Here is a 2,803-nt window from a genome sequence, read left to right on the forward strand (position 1 = left end):
ATGATCGACCGCTCGGGCATGGCGTGGTGCATCCATGAATTCGGCCGCGAAGAGATGGTGCAGATCGCCATCGAGGAGTGGGCCGGCGCCAGCCCGATCTACACCAAGCGCATGCAGCGGGCGCTGAACTACGAGGGCGACGACGTGCCCACCATCTTCAAGGGCCTACAGCTCGACATCGGCGCTCCGCCGCAATTCATGGACTTCCGCTACACCATTCACGACCGTTGGAGCGGAGAGTTTCATCTCGACCACTGCGGGGCGTTGCTCGACGTGGAGCCAATGGGCGACGAGTACGTCTTCGGGATGTGCCACACCATCGAGGATCCGACGTTCGACGCCACCGCGGTGGCCACCAACCCGCGCGCGCAGATGCGTCCCATCCACCGGCCGCCACGGGTGCCGGCGGGCCGGCATCCGCACTGCGCGTGGACCGTCATCATCGACGACTCACACCCCGAAGCGCAGAGCATCCCGGCGGTGGACATCATTCGCGAAACCCGTGCCGCCACATGGGAATTGGGTCCCGTCGATGGCTCCGACGAGGGCCAGGCGGATTACTCGGGACCGTTGCTGTCCGATCTCGATTTTGGCGCCTTCTCGCACTCGGCGCTGGTGCGCATGGCCGACGAGGTTTGCCTGCAGATGCACCTGCTGTATCTGGCGTTCGCCATCGCGGTGCGGGCGCGCGCCGCCGACGACGCCCAGGCCGTCTCGGTGGGCACCCGCGGCCTGACCGGCCTGGCCGGGCTGGCGGCGGAGCGGATCCACCACGCGCTGGAATTACCCGGCGGGATCGAGGGAACGCGAAGGGTGCTCGAGTTGCACCCGTTGCTCAACCCCGCGGGCTACGTCGTCGCGGAAACCGCGCAGAACCGGCTGATCGTGCACCGGTCGCCCGCGCACGACGACGGCGCCTGGATATCGCTGTGCTCGCCGGAATCCGTCCAGCCGCTGCAGGCGATCGCCACCGGTGTGGATCCGCGCCTCGAGGTCCGGGTCAGTGGCACGAAGACCGACTGGACCGCCGAACTGGTTGAAACCGATACCCCGTCGGCCGAACTGCCGGAGGTATCGGTGGCCAAAGTCAGCGGCGGATCGTCGTTCCAGTTCCAGCCGAGGCGTTCGCTGCCGCTGACCGTGGTGTGAACTCATTTGTCAAGAGGTTTTTGATACCGCTTCGGTGACGCAATCACATCGAGCGGATACCAATGGTATTGCAACCCATCGGCTTTGCGCGTGTCCGCGGCTATGGTTAACGCTGGCCACCGACCTCTATAGACGAAAGTATTCGCTCTATGTACGACCCAGTGGGGTTGTCGATCGGGACCACGAACCTGGTCGCTGCGCGTAATGGAAGTTCGCCGGTTGCACGCCGTGCGGTGCTGACGCTGTATCCGCACTGTGCGCCGAAAATCGGCGTGCCCGAGGAGAACCCGGCCCTGTCCGAGCCGGGCGTACTGATGCGCGGCTTCGTGGAGCGCGTAGGCGACTCGGTTGCGCTGGTGTCGCCCGACGGGTCCGCTCACGACCCGGACCTCCTGTTGGTGGAGGCCCTGGACGCGATGGTGCTGGCCGCCGGTGCGGACGCGGGCGCATCGGAGATCTCCATCGCCGTTCCGGCGTACTGGAAGCCCGGCACGGTGCAGGCGCTGCGCAACGGTTTACGAACGCATTTGGGCTTCGTCCGAAGCGGCATGGCGCCCCGGCTGGTTTCGGACGCGATCGCGGCGCTGACCGCGGCGAACGCGGAGCTGTGCCTCGCGGCGACGGGCGTGGTCGGCCTGCTCGATTTCGGCGGCGGCGGCACCTCGGCCACCCTGATCAGCCTCGCGGGCGACTTCGAACTGGTCACCCCCACAATGCGTTACGCGGCCTTATCGGGCGACGAGATCGACCAAGCGTTGTTGCTCAAGGTCTTCGAGGAGCTCGGGCACGGCAGCGGCATGGACCCGGCCAGCACCGCCGCGGTCGGTCAACTGGGCCTGCTCAGGGAACAGTGCAGCGCGGCCAAGGAGCAGCTATCCACCGAAACGGTGGCCGAATTCGCCGTCGAGCTCGGCGGTCGCAGGTGCAGCATGAAGCTGACGCGCGACGAGCTGGGCGACCTGATACAGGACCGGCTGTCGGGCTTCATCTACGCGTTCGACGAGATGCTGGCAAGCCACAAGAGGAGCTGGGCCGACCTTTCGGCGGTCGTCATTGTCGGCGGTGGTGCCGGCATTCCGCTTGTCAAAGAACGCCTTTCGGTGCACGGCCGCCGACCCGTCGTGAGCCCGTCGCAGCCGGCGCACGCCGCCGCACTCGGCGCGTTGCAGATTGCCTCCCGCGGGGAGACGCTGGATCTGCGGACGCGCACGTCCATCGGCCTGCTCACGGCAGCCGCCGGCGAAATCGTCGAACTGCCGGCAGGCGATGTGCTGGTGATCGACGACGAGGCGCTCACGGATCGCGAATTGGCCTGGTCGCAAACCGAATACGGCGCCGACTTGCGGGTGCCGTACACCCCCGCTGCCTTCGACGAAGACGGTGCCGCCGGCTGGTCGATGCGCCTGAACGTGATCGACGAACCCAAAGCAAGCTCGTGGTGGCGGGTCCGGCTGACACAGCTGGTCGTCGGGATGTGCGCCGTGGTGGCCATGACCTCGATCGGCGGCGTGGCCTACACCTTGTCGGGCATAGAAAACCATCAGGTGCCGCCGGCGCCCACCGTCACACCCCTGCCCGCGCCGCCCGTCAGCTCCCTGGCGCCGCGGCCCGTGCCCCCGCCCCCGACGCCCGTGCCGCCGCCCAGCGTCGCAGC

2 protein-coding genes are annotated in these 2,803 nt (G+C 67.4%); both read left to right on the forward strand.

The window, feature by feature from the left end:
- The coding region (locus tag JWP83_RS18345; protein WP_297732669.1) for a hypothetical protein at positions 1-1,149 on the forward strand (1,149 nt) is incomplete at its 5' end.
- A 149-nt stretch (positions 1,150-1,298) separates the two neighbouring features.
- A partial coding sequence (locus JWP83_RS18350) for an Hsp70 family protein (RefSeq protein WP_297732671.1) occupies positions 1,299-2,803 on the forward strand: 1,505 nt, incomplete at its 3' end.

The organism is Mycobacterium sp. (assembly GCF_025965855.1).
Taxonomy (GTDB): domain Bacteria; phylum Actinomycetota; class Actinomycetes; order Mycobacteriales; family Mycobacteriaceae; genus Mycobacterium.